This window comes from Micromonospora phaseoli, assembly GCF_900109115.1.
GTDB classification, from domain to species: Bacteria; Actinomycetota; Actinomycetes; order Mycobacteriales; family Micromonosporaceae; genus Micromonospora; species Micromonospora phaseoli.
On sequence record NZ_FNYV01000007.1, the window covers coordinates 146418 to 164280 of the forward strand.

Here is a 17863-nt window from a genome sequence, read left to right on the forward strand (position 1 = left end):
GCCTATCGGTCCTGATCGCCATCTCGTCCGCCGGGCGCGGGTAACGGGTCGGGGTTGACTAAGGTCTGTGACGGGCGGGCCGATGCCGGCTCCGGCGTACCCCTTTGGAGGCACAGATGAGCGGCGGGCTCTACCGCAGCGCGAACGCCCAGCAGGGCGGCGTGCCCGGCGGCCGGCCCGACGACGGTGCCACGTTCATCTCCGCCGAGCCGCTCAACCAGCCGGCGGCCGAGTCGGTCGCGCCGCCCCAGGAGCAGGTGGCGGAGACCAGCGCCGCGGCCAACAGCGCGGTCATGGCGATCGGCAGCCTGGTCAGCCGGGGTACGGGTTTCCTGCGCAACCTGGTGATCGGCGCCGCCCTGGGTGGCGCGCTGGTGGGCGACGCCTACACCACCGCGCAGATCCTGCCGGGAATGGTCTACGAGTTCCTGCTCGGCGGCATCCTCACCAGCGTGCTGATCCCGGTGCTGGTACGCCGACGCAAGGCGGACAGCGACGGCGGCCAGGCGTACACCCAGCGGCTGCTGACCCTGGCACTGCTCGCGCTGGGCGCCGCCGCCCTGCTCGCGGTCGCCCTCGCCGTACCCCTGACCTGGCTGTACGGCGCCAACGAGTCCGCTGAAGGCTACTCCGGACTGGTCACCACGCTGGCTCGGCTCATGCTGCCGATGATCTTCTTCTCCGGCCTGAGCGCACTGATCAGCGCCGTGCTCAACACCCGTGGCCACTTCGCCGCCCCGATGTGGGCACCGATCCTCAACAACCTGGTGGTGATCGGCACCGCCGGCCTGTACATCGCGATCTTCGGCGCCGAGATCGTCGGGCCCGACGACATGACGACCGGTCGGGTCCTGCTGATCGGCGGCGGCACCCTGGTCGGCGTCGCCATCCAGGTCGCCGGGCTGCTGCCGGCGCTGCGTAAGGTCGGCTTCCGGTGGAAGCTCCGCTTCGACTTCCGCCAGCTCGGCCTGGCCGAGCTGGGCCGGCTCGGGGCGTGGATGATCTGCTACGTCGCGGTCAGCCAGGTCGGCCTCATCGTGCTGTTCAACCTGCTGAACCGCGCCGGCAAGGAGAACGCCGCCGGCCCGCTGATCTACAACAACGTCTTCCTGCTGTTGATGACCGCGCACGGCATCATCGCCGTGTCGATCATCACGGCGCTGATGCCCCGGATGAGCGCCGCCGCCGCCGACGGCCGGTACGCCGACCTCGCCGCCGACCTGTCCCGGGGCACCCGCATGGTGTCGGCCGTACTCGCCCCGATCGCGGTCTGCTACGCGGTGCTCGCCACCCCGATCGCGTTCACCCTGTTCCGATTCGGCGCGTTTACCGAGGACAACGCGACCGCGACGTCGCTGGTGCTGCTCGCCGCCGCGCTCGCGCTGGTGCCCTTCGCGATCAGCCAGCTGTTCACCTTCGCCTTCTACGCGCTGCCGGACACCCGCACCCCGGCACTGATCAACATCCCCGTGGTGGCGCTTCGGATCGGGGTGCAGATCGCCCTGTTCGCGCTCTTCTCGGCGAGCTTCGCCGGTGCCGGCATGATGATCGGCAACACCGTCTCCTATCTGGCCGCCGCCATCGCCTCTGCCTGGCTGCTGCGGCCCCGGGTGGGCCGCATCGGGCTGGGCGCGATCCTGCGTACCCTCGGCCGGGTGGTGATCGCCGCGCTCGGTGCCGCCCTGGCCGGTCTGCTGGTGGTGTTCCTGCTGCCCGGCGACGACACGCCGACCAAGGTGGAGGCGATCGTGCAGTTGCTGGTCGGCGGCGCCGTGATCGGTGGTACGTATCTGGGTCTGGCCATCGTGTTGCGGATCTCGGAGATCACCGAGGTGGTCGGCATGGTTCGCCGCCGCCTCGGCCGATAGATCCTCGACCAGGCGGCGGGCTGCACCCAGCGTGACCGCGGATCACCAGGCTGGGGATGTGCCTGTGGATAACCTCGCGCGCCGCCGCTCACCTAGCGGGTCGTCCTGTGGATAACCAACCGGACGGCTGAGTGTGCTCGGCCGATCGACGGGAATCCCCCGCACGCCTGACCCGCCGCCCCGACCTGCTCCGCCCCGGCGACGGCCGGGTGCGGGCAGCCTCTAGATTGGCTGGTACATGTGCCAGCAACGTGGCTGACAACGGTGCCAACCGGACAAGACCGCACGACTGCGAAGTCCTCTGTCGGTCACGGCGGGAAGATGACATGTCGAGGACCCGGGCAACACGGGTAAGGTCGCTCTCGACGGGTACGGCAGGCACCGGTGCGCCATCAGTGGGGACCGGTCGGCCAAGTACCAGACGAAGGCGGAGCGGTAAGCAGATGCCCAGCAGCGCGGGTCCATCGATCGACACGATCACCGAGGGAGGACGGGTGACCCAGGTCGGCGAGGGTCAGGACGCGGACGAGACCACTCCGCCGGTCATGACCTTCGGTGCTCCGACGGCCGGTGAGATCCTCGCCGAACGTTACGAACTGGTCGAGCACATCAACAACGACAGCGCGGGCCGCCTGGTCTGGCGCGGGGTCGACGTCGTGCTTCGCCGGCCCGTCGCGGTCGTGATGCGCTACCCGGGTGGCGATTCGGCCACCGAGATGCTCCAGGCCGCCGTCGCAGCCAGCCGGGTCATCCACCCCAACCTGGTCGGCGTCTACGACGCCATCGACGAGGCCGACCGGGCGTACGTGGTGCGCGAGTGGGTCGACGGGCAGTCGCTGCGGGAACTGGTCGCCACGGGTCCGTTCGACGCGGCCCGGGCCACCGCCGTGGGCAGCGCGATCGCCAGCGCGCTGGCCGCCGTACACGCCACCGGCATGGTGCACGGCAACGTGCATCCGGGCACGGTGATGATCAGTGACGACGGCCGGGTGGTACTGGCGGACGCGCGTACCGACGGTGCCGACTCCCAGGAGAGTGACGTCCGAGCGGTCGGTGGAGTCCTCTACTTCGCGATGACCGGCTACTGGCCGCACGCCGAGGCGCCACTGCGCGGCGCCACCGCCGGGCACGGCCGGGCAGCCATCCCCGACGCGGTACGCGACGCCAACGGCGCGGTGGCAGCGCCTCGCCAGGTCCGGGCCGGGGTGCCGGCCTACCTGGACGACCTCACGATGGACCTGATCGACGGCGAGATAGCTCCGCCGTCGTCGGATGTCCTCGCGGCCGAGTTGGCCCGGCTCGACGTGCCCGACGACGACTATCTCGACCACACCGGTCCGCTGCGCTTCGCCGGCGAGACCGGCGACGAGCCGTCGCCGTTGGCCGCGGCGGGCGGGCGCAAGGTTGCCCTGGGCATCGCTGGCCTGCTGACGGTGGCCCTGGTGGGACTCCTCATCGGCATCAGCACCCTGGGTGGCGACGATCCGCAGACCAACCCGGTTGCCGCGCCGAGTTCCAGCGCCCCGGTCACCGAGGAGCCGGCAGCACCGGCCATCCGGGACCTGAAGATCAGCGGCGCCCGGATCATCGACCCGGACAGCAACGACCGTACCGAGGTTCGCGACGCCGAAAAGGTCTTCGACGGTGACCGGGACGAGGGCTGGTCGACGGAGACCTACAACCGCAGCAATTTCGGCAACCTCAAGCGGGGCATGGGGGTCTGGGTCGACCTCGGTGGTGAGCACACGGTCAAGTCGGTCCAGGTGAACCTCTCCGACACCGGCGCCTCGGCGGAGCTCTTCACCGGCACGATCGACGCCCCCTCGACGGGTGCCGGCGACGATCAGATCCTCACCTCGTACCAGAAGAACCAGATCGGGCAGCCCTTCGAGGCCCACGACGGCACCACGATGACCTTCGACGGCTTCGACGCCGACAAGAAGTACCGCTACCTGCTGTTCTGGATCACCGAGCTGCCTCCGAACGGAGGCGGCTTCAAGGTCGGGGTGCAGGAGATGACGGTCAAGGGGTCATGAGGCACCAGCCCGGCGGCACCCACCGGGGCCGGTGATGGAGGTACGCGACGCCGGGCGGAACGCCACCGGCGAGACGTCGGCGGGCGAGCCGGTCAGCGACCTCGATCTGCTGCGCGCCCACGCCGCCGGCGACCGGGACGCGTTCGGCGAGTTGTTCCACCGGCACCGGGATCGGCTCTGGGCGGTCGCCCTACGTACGATCGGCGACCGTGAGGAGGCCGCGGACGCCCTCCAGGACGCGATGCTCTCCGCCCACCGTGCCGCTGGCCGCTTCCGGGGCGACTCGGCCGTCACCACCTGGCTGCACCGGATCGTGGTGAACGCCTGCCTGGACCGGATCCGTCGCCGTCAGGCTCATCCCACGGTGCCGCTGCCCGACGGGATCCGTGGCCCCGAGGACGGTTCCGGCACCGGCGGGATCGAGCCGGCCGCCCCGGTACGAGACCACGACACCGCGATGGTGGTCCGGGACGCCCTGGCCACCCTTCCGCTGGAGCAGCGGGCCGCACTGGTCCTGGTTGACGTGCAGGGCTACCCGGTCGCCGAGGTCGCACGGATCCTCGGGGTGGCCGAGGGAACGGTCAAGAGCCGGTGTGCCCGGGGCCGAGCCCGCCTGGCGCTCGTCCTCGGGCATCTGCGGCCCGGCGGCGGGCCGGCACCGGGCGGTGGGTCAGTGTCCGGCGGCGGGCCGAACGTGCCGGAGGTCACCCGGGGGAACCCGGGAGCGCCACCGGCCGTCCGATCGAGGTCGGGGCCATCCCGACCGGCGTCCGATCAGCAGGAGGAAGCGTGAGTACCGGGGAGTTCAGCGAGGTCGATCACGACCTCCTCGCCGACTACCTCGGCGGTGCGCTGGACGGCACCCTGGAGCAGGTCGAGATCGCCCGGCTCGTGGCGCAGGACCCCGCCTGGGCACAGGCCCACGCCCTGCTCGCACCGGCCCTCGAAGACGTCCGTGCCGAGTTGGCCGGCTGGGGCGAGTCGGCGCCGGAGCTGCCGCCGGAGATCGCCGATCGGATTCGTACCGCCCTGGCCGTCGCCGAGGACGTCGATCTCACGGCAACCGACGACGAATCGGCTGTGGCGGCCCCGTTGCGGCCGGTGGTCCCGCCGCCGGGTGCCGTCGGGAAACCCGACGTGGCCGGCGAGCCCGACCCTGCCGGCAAGCCGGAGTCCACGGGCGGGAAAGCAGCAGTCGTGCCGGTCCAGCCGCTCGGCGGCTCCCGGCGGCCCGGTGGCACCCCGCGTCCCGGGCAGGAGCGGAGCGTTCCGTCCCGGCCGGGTCGACGACGGCGCCGCTGGGCCCGGGTGGCCGGCCCGGTCGCGCTCGCCGCCGCCACAGTGGTCGGGTTGGGCGCCCTCCAACTGTCCCGGGCGAACCACGGCGACGACGCGGCGAGCGGCACCGCCTACAGCGATCGGGGCGCCAGTCCGGTGGTCCCGCAAGCCTCCCCGCCGGATTCCGCCGCCGACGCGGCACCCGAGCGTGCCTCCGCCGCGGCCGCCCTACCTCCCTTCCAGATCGTCGGCGAGGCACAGCGCAGCGGCACCGACTACACGCCGCAGACCCTGTCGGGGATGATGCCGGCTGTCGGGCCGTTCTCCACCAAGAGCGAGCCGGCGATCGGCGGGCAGAGTGACGAGCGTCTGCCCGGCCCGGGTGACCTCGCCCGGCTCGGCGAGGGGCCGGCGTTGAACGCCTGCCTCGCCGAGATCAGCGCCGAGCACGGCGGGACGCCGCTGGTGGTCGACGTCGTCGACTACGCCCGCTTCGAGGGCCTTCCGGCGCTGGTCGTACGCTTCACCGACGGCTCCGGCGCACAGTGGGCGTGGGTCAGCGGACCGGAGTGTGGTGTGCCAGGGTCCGGCTCGGACGCCCGCTACCGCACGCAGGTAGGGTGAGTTCGCGGTCACCGGACGTTTGGCCGTTCACGTGACGTGACCCACCGGATGACCGGCTCGGGAATCCCCGCTTCGTACGATGACGTTCTGCACATCAGTTGCCGCCGCGTCGGCACTCGGGATCGCCATCGGCCTCCGCGCCGGTGGCGACAGTCAACACGATTGGGAGACGGCAGTGGACGAGGTCCGCAACCTGGTCATCATCGGCTCCGGGCCGGCCGGCTACACCGCGGCGGTCTACGCGGCGCGTGCCAACCTCAAGCCGCTGGTCATCGAGGGCGTGCAGTCCGGTGGCGCGCTGATGACCACCACCGAGGTGGAGAACTTTCCCGGTTTCGCGGACGGCATCCTCGGCCCCGAACTCATGGACAACATGCGCAAGCAGGCCGAGCGGTTCGGTGCCGAGTTCCTGACCGACGACGTCACCCGGGTCGAGTTGACCGACACGGGTCACCCGGGCACGGTGAGTACCGTCTGGGTCGGCGAGACCGCCTACCGGGCTCGGGCCGTGATCCTGGCCACCGGTTCCGCCTGGCGTCCGCTCGGTGTACCGGGCGAGCAGGAGTATCTCGGCCACGGTGTCTCCTCGTGTGCCACCTGCGACGGCTTCTTCTTCCGCAACCAGCACATCGTGGTCGTCGGTGGCGGTGACTCGGCGATGGAGGAGGCCAGCTTCCTGACCCGCTTCGCCGACTCGGTGACCATTCTCCACCGCCGGGACTCGTTCCGGGCGAGCAAGATCATGGCCGAGCGGGCGCTGAGCAACGACAAGATCAAGGTTGAGTGGAACACCGTGGTCGAGGAGGTGCTCGGCGCGGACGGCAAGGTGTCCGGCGTACAGGTACGCAACATCCACACCGGCGAGGCCAAGGTGCTCGACGTCACCGGTGTGTTCGTGGCGATCGGCCACGACCCACGCAGCGAACTGTTCCGTGGGCAGGTGGAGATGGACGACGAGGGGTACGTGAAGGTCCAGGCGCCCAGCACCCGGACCAGCATCCCCGGCGTCTTCGCCGCCGGAGACCTGGTCGACCACACGTACCGACAGGCCATCACCGCGGCCGGCACCGGTTGCGCGGCCGCCCTGGACGCGGAGCGCTTCATCGCAACTCTGCCCAAGGGCTGAACAGACACATCGGAGGAGGAGGGTCAACAGTGGGAGCAACCAAGTCGGTCACCGACGCGAGTTTCGCCGCCGACGTGCTGAAGTCCGACAAGCCGGTCCTGGTGGATTTCTGGGCTGAATGGTGCGGACCGTGCCGGAAGGTGTCACCGTTGCTGGAGGAGATCGCCGGCGAGATGGGTGACCAGGTCAGCATCGTCAAGCTCAACATCGACGAGAACCCGGAGACCGCCCGGGCGTACCGCGTCATGTCGGTGCCGACCCTCACCGTGTTCAAGAACGGTGAGCCGGTGCAGTCGATCGCGGGTGCCAAGCCCAAGGGCGAACTGGTCAAGCTGATCGAATCGGCGCTCTGACCCCCAGCGACGTCGTCGCCACCGACCCCGTGCCGGGACCACCGGCACGGGGTCGCGCCTTTTTCTCCGCCCGCCGCCCCTGCGGATCGCCCAGCGCATAACCTCGAACCGGGGGCCGCCGTGCGCCGGTGACCACCTGGTCCCCGTCAGACGGTGTGGTACCACCGTCGCCGGGCCCGGCCAGCCACTGACCGTGCAGAGGGGGTCCCGCGTGCGTCCGATACGTCCCGGTGACCGGGGACCCGCAGTGACCGAGATCCGTACGGTGCTCACCGGCCTCGACCTCCTGTCCAAGGCGACCGGTCCGCACAGCGACGAGTTCGACACCGCCACCGAGCTGGCCGTACGCGCGTTCCAGCAGTCCCGTGGGCTCAGCGTCGACGGCCGGGTCGGCGCCGAGACCTGGCGGGCCCTCGACGCCGCCCGCTGGCGGCTCGGTGCCCGCACCCTCTACCACGCGGTGCCGGTCCCGCTCACCGGTGAGGACGTCCGGTCGCTGCAGGAACGACTACTGGAGATGGGGTACGACGTCGGCCGGGCCGACGCCATCTACGGCATCCGAACGTCCCGCGCGGTAGCTCAGTTCCAGCGGGAGGTGGGGCTCGCCCCCGACGGCACCTGCGGCCCGCACACCATGAACGCGCTACGCCGGCTGGGTCGCAAGGTGGTCGGCGGCCGGCCGCAGTGGCTACGCGAGTCCGACGCCATCCGGCAGTCCGGACCGACGCTGGTGGGCCGGACGGTGGTCATCGACCCGGGCCACGGCGGCACCGACCCGGGCGTCGTGGTGCCCGACGGCCCGCTGCGCTGGACCGAGGCGGACCTGGTGCACGATCTGGCCAGCCGGCTGGAGGGGCGGCTGGCCGCGTCCGGCGTACGGGTGCAGCTCACCCGGGGGCCATCACCGGAGACCTGCCTGCCCGACATCGACCGGGCCCAGCTGGCCAACTCCCTCGGTGCCGACGTGTTCATCTCACTGCACATCGACCGCCACGCCAATCCGGCCGCGGAGGGAGTCGCGACCTACCACTACGGCACCGACAACGGGGTCACCTCGGCGACCGGTGAGCGGCTGGCCGGGCTGGTCCAGCGGGAGATCGTCGCGCGTACCGGCCTGCGCGACTGCCGTACCCACGCCAAGGCGTGGGACCTGCTGCGGATCACCCGGATGCCGGCGGTACGCGTCGAGGTCGGCTACCTCACCTCACCGACCGACCGGGAGCGGCTGGTCGATCCCCGGTTCCGGGACAAGCTGGTCGAGGCGATCGTGGCCGCGGTACAGCGGATGTACCTGCCGATCGAACGCGACGTGCCGACCGGTTCGATCGACGTGAGCGAACTGCGGGCGGCGGTCGCCGCGTGCACCGTGCTCGACTGATCTCCCCGGTCTCCCGGTGCGGGCCTCAGCCGGCGGTGGAGCGGGTGGCCGGGCTGGGGCGGACCGGCCTTAGCAGCGACTCCGGGCTCATCGAGCCGAGCAGCTTCTCCAACGCGTACTCCACGTCCGACTTCCAGCTCAACGCCGTCCGCAGCTCCAACCGGAGCCGAGGGAAGCGCGGATGTGGGCGGACTGTCTTGAAGCCCACCGAGAGGAAGAAGTCGGCCGGTGCCACACAGGCGCCGGCGGGATCGGCGGCGTCACCGAACTTCGCGTCACCGAACGCCTCGATCGCCTTGATCCCGCGCTTGGTCAGATCGCGGGCAACCCCCTGCACCAGCATCCGGCCGAGCCCGCCACCGACGAACGCGGGTACCACGTTCGCGGTCATCAGCAGTGCGGCGTCGGCGGAGACCGGGGAGGTCGGGAACGCCATCGAGCGGGGCACGTAGGCCGGTGGGGCGTACATGACGAACCCGGCCGGCATACCGTCGACGTAGATCAGCTTGCCGCAGGAGCCCCACTCCAGCAGGGTCTGCGAAACCCACGCTTCCTTCTCCAGGCCAGGATCTCCAGCAGCGCAGGCACGATCGGCGGAAACCGGATCGAGCTCCCAGTAGACGCACTGCCGGCACGGACGGGGCAGGTCCTCCAGGGTGTCCAGGGTCAGGCTGACCAGACGTCGCGACATTGGCGCTTCCCCACACTAGGCTCGGAGGTGGGACCGGCCCGGACGGCACAATGCCGCCAGCGGCGACCCACCTGGTGCCGCCGTCAGCAGCGGCCCAGACGGGTGCCGCCGCACTTCCGCCCCCGACGAGCGATCGTACGCCGCCGATCGGGAACGCGGGAGAGGACGCGCAAACCTCCCCTGTTCCGGGTCCGCCATGTGGACGCGCGGTTAATCGAGGGCGCGTCGGGCCGCGTGTGGCGGCTAGGATCGACAATCGGCGCGCCGTGCCGCCATGGTCGCCGGTGTCCCGGGTATCCGGGGCGGGAGCCGTCCGAGCAGCCATCGGGGTGATGTGATGACCGGCACGACACTCGACGACTACACCGATCGGTACGCCCGCCGGGTGCGGGGGATGACCGTCTCAGAGATCAGGGCGCTGTTCGCGGTCGCCAGCCGGCCGGAGGTGGTGTCGCTCGCCGGCGGTGCCCCGTACATCGCGGCGCTGCCGTTGGACGCCGTCGGCGAGATGCTCGGCCGACTCGGCTCGGAACACGGGACCACCACCCTGCAGTACGGCATCGGTCAGGGCACCCTCGAACTGCGTGAGCGGATCTGCGAGGTGATGGCGCTCTCCGGCATCGACGCCGCCTGCGGCGCCTCCCCCGAGGACGTGGTGGTGACCGTCGGCGGGCAGCAGGCCCTCGACCTGGTGGCCCGGCTCTTCCTGGACCCTGGTGACGTGGTGCTCGCCGAGGGGCCGACCTACGTCGGCGCGCTCGGGGTGTTCCAGGCCGCCCAGGCACAGGTCGTGCACGTGCCGATGGACGAAGACGGCCTGATTCCGGAGGCGCTGGAGGTCGCCATCGCTGATCAGGCTCGCACCGGACGGCGAGTCAAGTTCCTCTACACCATTCCCACCTTCCAGAACCCCACCGGCGTGACGATGACGGAGGAGCGGCGGCAACGCGTTCTCGACATCTGCGAGCGGGCCGGACTGCTGGTGGTCGAGGACGACCCGTACGGCCAGCTGAGCTTCGAGAGCGAGGCCCCCGCGCCACTGCGGGCGCGGCGGCGGGACGGCGTCTTCTACCTGAGCACCTTCTCCAAGACCTTCGCCCCCGGGCTGCGCGTCGGCTGGATCCTCGCGCCGCACGCCGTGCGCGACAAGTTGGTGATCGCCAGCGAGGCGCAGATCCTCTGCCCCAGCGCGTACGCCCAGGCCGCCGTGACCACGTACCTGCGCACCATGCCCTGGCGCGAGCAGCTGAAGGTCTACCGGGAGGTCTATCGCGAGCGGCGCGACGCGATGCTCACCGCGCTGGAGGATCTGATGCCGACCGGGACCAGCTGGACCACTCCCGGCGGCGGGCTCTTCGTCTGGGCGACGTTGCCGGACGGGCTGGACGCGAAGGCGATGATGCCGCGCGCCATCGCCGCCCGGGTGGCGTACGTGCCCGGCACCGGCTTCTACGCCGACGGCACCGGCAACGGCCACATGCGGCTCAACTTCTCGTTCCCGCCGCCTGAGCGGATCCGGGAGGGTGTCCGCCGACTGGCCAGCGTGATGGAACAGGACATCGCCATGCGGCGCGTGTTCGGCGCGGTCGGCGGGCCGGGCAGCCGACGCAGCGGGGCCGGCTCGGACGCCCCGGGACCCGACTTGGCATGATGCCCGGCATGGGTGTCACCGCTGCCGAAGAACCCGTCGTGTCCGGCCCCGCCGCCACCGATCTGCACGTGCTCGTGCTCGCCGGCGGGCTGTCGTACGAACGTGATGTGTCGCTGCGCTCGGGACGACGGGTGCTCGACGCCCTGCGGGCCGTGGGGATGGAGGCCGCGCTGCGCGATGCCGACGTCGCCCTGCTGCCGGCGCTGACCGCGGATCCACCCGACGCCGTGGTCATCGCCCTGCACGGCGCGACCGGCGAGGACGGGTCGTTGCGCGGTGTGCTCGATCTCTGCGGCGTTCCGTACGTCGGTTGTGATGCTCGGGCCTCCCGTCTGGCCTGGGACAAGCCGTCGGCGAAGTCGGTGCTGCGGGAAGCCGGCATCACCACCCCGGACTGGGTGGCACTGCCGCACGACCGGTTCAGCGAGTTGGGCGCGGTGGCCGTGCTCGACCGAATCGTCGACCGGCTCGGGCTGCCCCTGATGGTGAAGCCCGCACAGGGCGGCTCCGGCCTGGGCGCCGCCGTGGTCCGGGACGCGGCGTCACTGCCGGCCGCCATGGTCGGTTGTTTCGCGTACGACTCGACTGCGCTCGTCGAGCGCTACGTGCCCGGCGTGGACGTGGCGGTCTCCGTCATCGACCTGGGGGACGGCCCGCAGGCGCTACCGGCGGTCGAGATCGTGCCGCGCAACGGGCTCTACGACTACGCCGCCCGCTACACCGCCGGCCGTACCACCTGGCACACGCCCGCCCGCCTACAGCCCCCGGTGGCCGAGGCCGTGGCGCAGGTCGCGCTGGCCGCCCACACGGCACTCGGCCTGCGTGACCTCAGCCGAGTCGACCTGATCGTCGACTCGGACGGTCAGCCGCACGTGCTGGAGGCCAATGTTTCACCGGGCATGACCGAGACGTCACTGCTGCCGCTCGCGGTGCAGGCAGCCGGTCTCGACTTCGGGCGCGTCATCGGCGACCTGGTCGCCCGCGCCGCTGCTCGCTGACCTCTCCGACGATTCAAGGCCGACGCGCGGCCATCACTCCCTGGCGCGCCAGACCAGACCAGACCCGACCCGAACCTGCTCGGGTCGGGTCTGGTCGTTTCGGGGGGCGAGGTCGGCGGCAGCGCGACCCACCTGGCGACGATCGGCTACCGCCTGTCAGCTCGGCGAGAGCGTCGTCGGCTGCCCGCTCGGCCGGCCGATCCTGAGCGGGCAGCCGACGCTCAGGCAGAGTGCGGTCGGTCAGGTTGGGTGGCAGCGTTTCCCGCCTGATCCGGCAGCGGATCGGTGACCGGGGCGGGGTCGGCTCCACCGCCGTGCGGGCCGGGCCGGGACACCGCCGGGCGCGGTTCACCAGAGTCCGGCGCCTCGTCCGCAGCGGCCACCTCTGACGCCTCCGCCTCCGGCGTTTCCCCGGGTTCCGGCGGTCCGCCGGACTCGGACGCTGCACCTGGCTCCGGCGCTTCACCTGGCTCCGGCGCTTCATCTGACTCCGGCGCTTCCTCCGGCTCCGGCGCGTCTGTCCGGCGAAGGGCGTCGGCGGACTCCGGCTTCGTCACCGGCGTACCGGGGATCGCCTGGCTCCTCGTCGCGGATCGGGCCGACGCGGAAGCGTCCGCTGCGGCCTCATCCCGCGGTACGGCGTCGACTGCCGGCTCGGGTTCGTCCTGCGCGGCTGGCGGCACCTCGCCGTCCGGCTCGGGATCCACCAGGCTTGCCGAAGCGTCGGGAGGTTCAGCCGTCTCCCCGATGACGTCCAGAAGTGATCCGCCCTCGGCCGGCCGGCTGTTCTCCGGCGACGCCGATTGCGCGGCGATGCTGGACGGGGCCTGCCACTGGATCCGGGGCGGTTCGGCCAGCGGCCGACCACCGAACTCGGCGAGCCAGGCCGCAACGAGGGCGAGGTTCTCCCGCCATCTGTCCTCAGAGATCGGCGGCAGGATCGAGTCCCAGAGAGACAGGAAGGTCCCTCGCAGTTGAAGCCGCCCGTACGGCCGGGCGAGGAACCACATGTGGAGATGGGCCGACCCGTCGCCCCACCGGTTGACATGGACCCGGGCCACTCCGTCCAGCGAGCGGATGGCCCGTTCGAGCCGGACCGTCATCACACCCAGCTCGGCGGCGAGCAGATTCGGCAGGTCACCGAGATCCAGGTGCGATCGGGACTCCAGGATGAGGACCATCGGCAGCCCGGTGGGGCGGTCCATGGCTCGTACCCGCCACCGCTCGCCGACCCAGATGTAGGCCTCGTCGGGCGCCTGGCAGGCGGTGCATTCCCGGTCCGCCTCGCCCTTGCGGGGCGGTTCGACCGGGACCGGATCGGCGAGCTGCTTGACCCGCAGGTCGCCCTCGAAGGGAAACGACGGCCACTGGGTGAAGTCCGGAATTGAGGGAGGGGTGTCTTGCACGACGCTGACCCTAGCTGAGTCGGTGCACCCCTGTCCCTACCCGAATCCGCTCCGGCGCTGAAGGGCCTCGGGTGGCGGGCCGAAGACCGCATTCACCGTCCTCCCCAGAGTTATCCACAGGCTCGCGGGTTGCCGAACACCGCCGCAATCCCCGGCTCGACAAGGGAGTTCGCTCTTTTGTTTCACGTGAAACCGACTGAGCCTGTGGACAACACCTGTGGATAACGTCAGGACGGCATGGAACCGATGGCCGTAGCCCCCTCTCGGTGTCGAACAGACAGCACCGTTTCACGTGAAACAGGCGCTCGCGCACCCCTGCACACGGCCTCCGTCGCCAGTGAGGCGCACCCCTGACGAGCCCCGATGCCGGCCGGCAGGGTCAGGTCGACGCGGTCCTCGGCAGCGCGACGGGCTCGGGCCGACACCACCGAGGCGACGCCGAGACGGGGACGTACGAAGGCGGCCGTGGACGGCGGAGCTGATGTGGCGATCACCTCGGTAGACATGCCTCTCGGTTGCACCTCGGACGATCGCAGTCCGCGAGACAGTCCAGCCGGAGTGTGGGGCGCGACGGGTGGACCCTGGTGCGAATCCGCCCCACGGGGCTGCCCCGGACCGGTCCGCCACCGAGCCGCCGGCCGAGCCAGCCCAGACCACGTTGGCCCGCATCGGGCGCGGCTGCGAGCGACCGGCGCGAGGCGTCTACCGACGTAATCGAACATCGGGAGCCGTCGGAGCTGTTTCACGTGAAACGACCGGAGGCGGCGCGGACGAGCCGGCCGTCCCCGCACGTGGTCACCGACCGATGGGCAGCCCACGGCGGCACACCCACAGGTTCTGCCGAGCAGTGACGGCGACCGACACTTCCTTCGGGCACCGTGCGGCAGCCCTACGGGCCGCTGCGCGCCCTATGGCGGCGAAGGCATAGTCGGGATCAGGAAGGCCTGCTCCAAGGTCGTAGCGGCCCGGAGAGACGGATCGGCCGCCCCATCGAGAGATGAAGGGGCGGCCGTCTGGTCCCGGTACGTCAGTTCTGCTGTTCCTCGTGCTCGACACCGATGATGCCGACGATCCGCTCCAGATCGTCGACGGTCGCGAACTCGATTGTGATCTTGCCCTTGCTCCGCCCGATGTCAACTTTGACCCGGGTGTCGAATCGGTCCGAGAGCCGATCGGCAAGGTCGGTCAGTGCCGGCGCGTGCGGCTTGGGGCGACGCTTCGCCGACTCCTTCTTGCTCGGTCCCTCGCTGAGGGCGAGCGCGACGATCTCTTCGGTCGCTCGCACCGACAGGCCCTCGGCGACGATCCGCAGCGCGAGCTGCTCCTGGGTCTCTGACTCCTCCAGGCTCAGCAGCGCTCGGGCATGTCCGGCGGAGAGCACCCCGGCGGCCACCCGCCGCTGCACCTGTGCCGGCAGGTTCAGCAACCTGATCGTGTTGGAGATCTGCGGCCGGCTGCGGCCGATCCGACGTGCCAACTCCTCATGGGTGGCCCCGAACTCCTCCAGCAGCTGCTGGTAGGCGGCGGCCTCCTCCAGGGGGTTGAGGTTCGCCCGGTGGATGTTCTCCAGCAGAGCGTCCCGCAGCATGGCGTCGTCGCGGGTGTCACGCACGATCGCCGGGATGTTCTCCCGGCCTACCGCCTGCGCGGCTCGCCATCGCCGCTCGCCCATGACGAGTTCGAACTTCTCGTCGTCGAGCTGCCGCACCACGATCGGCTGGAGAAACCCGACCTCCTGAATGGAGGTCTTCAGCTCCTCCAGGGCGTCCTCGTCGAAGACCTGCCGAGGCTGCTTCGGGTTCGGCACGATCGAGTCGACCGGGATCTCCGCGAAGCGTGCGCCGGGCACCGGGCTGAGAACCGGGTCGGGTGCGGTCATCGGGGCCGAGGCCGTTGTCGCCGACGGTACGGCGGCAAGCGGCGGCGCCCCGCCCGACTCTCCCGCCACCGCTCCGTCGCCAGCGCCGGCAACCTGCGCCGGTCCGGTCGGGATGAGCGCGCCCAGGCCCCGTCCCAGACCGCCCCGAGGACGGTTCTTCATGCCACGCCTCCCAGCGCCTCTTCCGCATTACGCATTCCGGCTCACCGGCTCCTTGACGCCCCGCTCGGCGATCTCCTGGGCGGCCTCGAAGTAGCTCGTCGCCCCCCGCGAACCGGGATCGTAGGTCATCACCGACTGGCCGTAGCTCGGCGCCTCGGAGACCCGCACGTTACGCGGAATAACCGCCTGGAGCACCTTGTCCCCAAAGTGGTTCCGGACGTCCTGCTCGACCGCGTCAGCGAGCCGGGTACGCCGGTCGTACATGGTGAGCAGGATGGTGGAGACATCGAGCCGCGGGTTGAGGTGCTGACGGACCAGGTTGATGTTGCTGATGAGCTGGTTGAGCCCTTCGAGCGCGTAGTACTCGCACTGGATGGGGATGAGCACCTCCTGCGCCGCCACCAACGCGTTGACGGTCAGCAGGCCGAGCGACGGCGGGCAGTCGATGAAGACGTAGTCGAAGTGCCCGGGGTAGGCGGTGATGGCCCGCTCGAGCCGCGATTCCCGGGCCACCACGGAGACCAGCTCGATCTCCGCACCCGCCAGGTCGATGGTCGCCGGCACGCACCACAGGTTCGGGATGCCCTCCACGGCCTGAGTGACGTCCTCCAGGGGAACGCTGTTGATCAGGCAGTCGTAGACGTCCGGTACGCCGGTGTGGTGCGGGACGTTCAGCCCGGTGGAAGCGTTGCCCTGCGGGTCCAGGTCGACGACGAGCACCCGGTTGCCGTGCAGCGCCAGCGCCACCGCCAGGTTCACCGTGGTCGTGGTCTTACCCACGCCGCCCTTCTGGTTCGCGACGCACATGACCCGGGTCCGCTCCGGCCGAGGCATGGTCACCTCGCCACTTGGATTCAGGATCTGCACGGCACGCATCGCCTCCATTGCCAACGGTGGGTCATCCTCTTCGCGCGTTGGGGTTTCACGTGAAACGTACGCGGCGTCAGTAGTGGCCGGCGGGTAGGAACCGGCCGGCGGGGCGGGCGTGTCGGATGCCACTCGGGGATCGGGCACCACGTCGGCTGCTGGCGACGGCGACGTTGACACCGGCGGCACCGGCTCGAACCGCGCCGAGGCGGACGGGTTCCGCCGGAACGGGATCACCCGGGCCTCGGGCGAGGCGTTGGCCGGTCGGCCGGTCGCCTCCGCCCCGTCGGAACTCGGCGACCAGGGAGCACCCGACGTCGGCGCGTTCCGGCCGGGCTCCGGTGGGCCCTGAGGCACCTCGGACGGCCGCCAGTTCGGATAGTCGGTTTCACGTGAAACAGGGTCGCCTGCTGACCCGGTCACGTGCGGATCGTCGTACCTGCCGTCGTCATGCACCTGTCATCCCTGCCCGCTTCGGATGGTCGGTCCGCACCCGTCAACCGGGCCACCCGCGCGCACTGTCCGCAGCGGTGCCGCCCGGCGGGAGCGGCCGGTCCCCGGAGGGAGATCCGTCGCCGCCCGCTCCACACTATCGACGCGCGGTCAGCCTACGGCGCACGGGCGCGACCGGTCCACGTCGGGTTCGCAACCCGCCGGCCGCAACTCGCACAACCCCATGGGCAGACCCCGCTCCACGCCAGGTCGGCTACACCACAGCCCGCACAGAGGCGCCGGAGTGGCCTGGCTCACCGCCGCCGCGATCGGGACTTCCTCGACGGCACCCGGGCGGCCGAGCCGACCGTCCGCTCCCTCACGATCTCGACCACGGTGGTCGGCGGATCCACGATTCCGGCGCCGCAGCGATGCAGCACCGGTGTGCCGCCACCCAGGCGACGCACCGCCGCGGCATGCTCGGTCATCTCTTCGGACGCCGACGCGCCCTTCAGGGCGAGCAGCCGCCCGCCCGGTACGGCCAGCGGAAGACACCAGCCGGCGAGCCGGTCCAGCGACGCGACCGCCCGAGCAGTGACCACGTCGCCGAGCAGCGGGTCCGGTCCGGCGACTGCCTCCTCGGCACGTCCACGGAACACCCGCACCGATCCGTTGAGGGTGAGTTCCTCCACCGCTTCTTCAAGAAAGGCGGTGCGGCGGGCGAGTGGCTCGACCAGCGTCACCGCCAGGTCCGGGCGCGCGATGGCGAGCACCAGCCCAGGGAGTCCCGCGCCCGATCCCACGTCCAGCACGGTCGCGCCGGGTGGGATCAGCTCGGCGACCGCCGCGCAGTTCAACAGGTGTCGGTCCCAGATCCGGGGAGCCTCGCGCGGGCCGAGCAGGCCCCGCACCACGCCATCGGTCGCCAGCAGCTCGGCGTATGCGGCGGCGAGGTCGAGGCGGTCGCCGAAGAGCCGGCGGGCGGCCTCGGCCAGGTCGGGCGGCAGCACCGCCACGGCGGGATCCGGAGAGCCGGGCGGGACGGCCGCCGGCCCGGGCGGCGTACCACCCGGGCCGGCGGAACCAACGCCCATGGCGTCGTCTCGCGTCACCC

Annotated in this window: 13 protein-coding genes and 1 pseudogene; 9 read left to right on the top strand and 5 right to left on the bottom strand. The window is 71.0% G+C overall.

Translation table 11 applies throughout. The features are described from left to right. Positions 1-116: 116 nt before the first annotated feature. From murJ to BMY89_RS18925, 7 genes are all read left to right on the top strand, one after another. Positions 117-1868 (top strand): murein biosynthesis integral membrane protein MurJ, encoded by a 1752-nt coding sequence (gene murJ / locus BMY89_RS18895; RefSeq protein WP_092381337.1) that lies wholly within the window; start codon positions 117-119, stop codon positions 1866-1868. A gap of 443 nt (positions 1869-2311) precedes the next feature. Further along, entirely contained in the window at positions 2312-3904 is a 1593-nt protein-coding gene (locus tag BMY89_RS18900) for a protein kinase family protein (protein WP_092381338.1), read from the top strand. Between the two features lie 34 nt (positions 3905-3938). Further along, a complete protein-coding gene (gene sigM / locus BMY89_RS18905) occupies positions 3939-4697 on the top strand; it encodes an RNA polymerase sigma factor SigM (protein WP_092381339.1) in 759 nt (252 codons plus the stop codon). After that, a complete protein-coding gene (locus tag BMY89_RS18910; protein WP_092381340.1) occupies positions 4694-5806 on the top strand; it encodes a hypothetical protein in 1113 nt (370 codons plus the stop codon). Before sigM ends, BMY89_RS18910 begins: the two co-directional genes overlap by 4 nt. 175 nt (positions 5807-5981) lie before the next feature. Then, positions 5982-6932 (top strand): thioredoxin-disulfide reductase, encoded by a 951-nt coding sequence (gene trxB, locus BMY89_RS18915; RefSeq protein ID WP_092381341.1) that lies wholly within the window; start codon positions 5982-5984, stop codon positions 6930-6932. A 29-nt stretch (positions 6933-6961) separates the two neighbouring features. Beyond that, complete coding sequence (gene trxA / locus BMY89_RS18920) at positions 6962-7285, top strand: thioredoxin (protein WP_092381342.1); 324 nt, start codon at positions 6962-6964, stop codon at positions 7283-7285. 211 nt (positions 7286-7496) lie between these two features. Beyond that, on the top strand, positions 7497-8663 hold the full coding sequence (locus BMY89_RS18925) for an N-acetylmuramoyl-L-alanine amidase (RefSeq protein WP_092381343.1): 1167 nt from the start codon (positions 7497-7499) through the stop codon (positions 8661-8663). Between the two features lie 25 nt (positions 8664-8688). Here the strand turns inward: BMY89_RS18925 and BMY89_RS18930 are convergent, their stop codons facing one another. Continuing rightward, positions 8689-9354, bottom strand: coding sequence for a GNAT family N-acetyltransferase (locus BMY89_RS18930; protein WP_092381344.1), 666 nt, complete (start codon positions 9352-9354; stop codon positions 8689-8691). Positions 9355-9691: 337 nt separating this feature from the next. Here BMY89_RS18930 and BMY89_RS18935 point away from each other — a divergent pair, with 337 nt between their 5' ends. Both BMY89_RS18935 and BMY89_RS18940 read left to right on the top strand, forming a co-directional pair. Next, positions 9692-11005 (top strand): aminotransferase-like domain-containing protein, encoded by a 1314-nt coding sequence (locus tag BMY89_RS18935; RefSeq protein ID WP_092381345.1) that lies wholly within the window; start codon positions 9692-9694, stop codon positions 11003-11005. Positions 11006-11013: 8 nt separating this feature from the next. Then, positions 11014-12003, top strand: coding sequence for a D-alanine--D-alanine ligase family protein (locus tag BMY89_RS18940; protein WP_092381537.1), 990 nt, complete (start codon positions 11014-11016; stop codon positions 12001-12003). Between the two features lie 221 nt (positions 12004-12224). Here the strand turns inward: BMY89_RS18940 and BMY89_RS18945 are convergent, their stop codons facing one another. The 4 genes and pseudogenes from BMY89_RS18945 to rsmG form a co-directional block, all read right to left on the bottom strand. Continuing rightward, positions 12225-13388 (bottom strand): hypothetical protein, encoded by a 1164-nt coding sequence (locus BMY89_RS18945; protein WP_092381538.1) that lies wholly within the window; start codon positions 13386-13388, stop codon positions 12225-12227. Positions 13389-14436: 1048 nt separating this feature from the next. After that, positions 14437-15273: pseudogene (locus tag BMY89_RS18950) on the bottom strand (ParB/RepB/Spo0J family partition protein); the annotation flags it as partial. Positions 15274-15477: 204 nt separating this feature from the next. Beyond that, positions 15478-16773: a ParA family protein gene (locus BMY89_RS30450; RefSeq protein WP_092381347.1), complete on the bottom strand. Its 1296-nt coding sequence runs from the start codon at positions 16771-16773 to the stop codon at positions 15478-15480. 290 nt (positions 16774-17063) lie between these two features. Continuing rightward, positions 17064-17861, bottom strand: a complete 798-nt coding sequence (rsmG, locus tag BMY89_RS18960; protein WP_232521423.1) for a 16S rRNA (guanine(527)-N(7))-methyltransferase RsmG — start codon at positions 17859-17861, stop codon at positions 17064-17066. Between the last annotated feature and the right edge of the window lie 2 nt (positions 17862-17863).